This is a genomic window from Pseudomonas sp. SIMBA_067 (assembly GCF_046534675.1).
In the GTDB taxonomy this organism is placed as follows: Bacteria; Pseudomonadota; Gammaproteobacteria; order Pseudomonadales; family Pseudomonadaceae; genus Aquipseudomonas; species Aquipseudomonas putida.
This window is the reverse complement of record NZ_JAWRYH010000778.1, coordinates 1-258: the sequence shown is the minus strand read 5'-3', so window position 1 is coordinate 258 and position 258 is coordinate 1. Positions and strand designations below refer to the sequence as shown.

1 protein-coding gene is annotated in these 258 nt (G+C 64.3%); it reads right to left on the bottom strand.

Going from position 1 to position 258, the window contains the following annotated elements; translation table 11 throughout:
* Window positions 1-258 (bottom strand): hypothetical protein (locus tag SB765_RS31300; protein ID WP_410932717.1); only part of this gene is annotated, 258 nt, incomplete at both ends.

Below are 258 nucleotides of genomic sequence, written 5' to 3'. Positions count from 1 at the left end.
ATTGTAGTGAGTCACCACCGCCGGGCTTTGCACGCGGGAGATGGTTGCCACGCCGCCGAGGATTTGCGACTGCCCATCAGCCCCTGTGACCGGCAGGGCTTCCAGTGACGGCAAGCTGTCCAGGCGGTATTGCGGCGTTGCAGCGACGATGGAGTACGACACGCCATTCGCCGGGTTCAGCCAGAAGGTCGGCGCGGTTTGCGAGCTGCCCGCGAGGGAGGCGACCATGCTGTTGGTCACGTCCTTCTCGGTAATCCC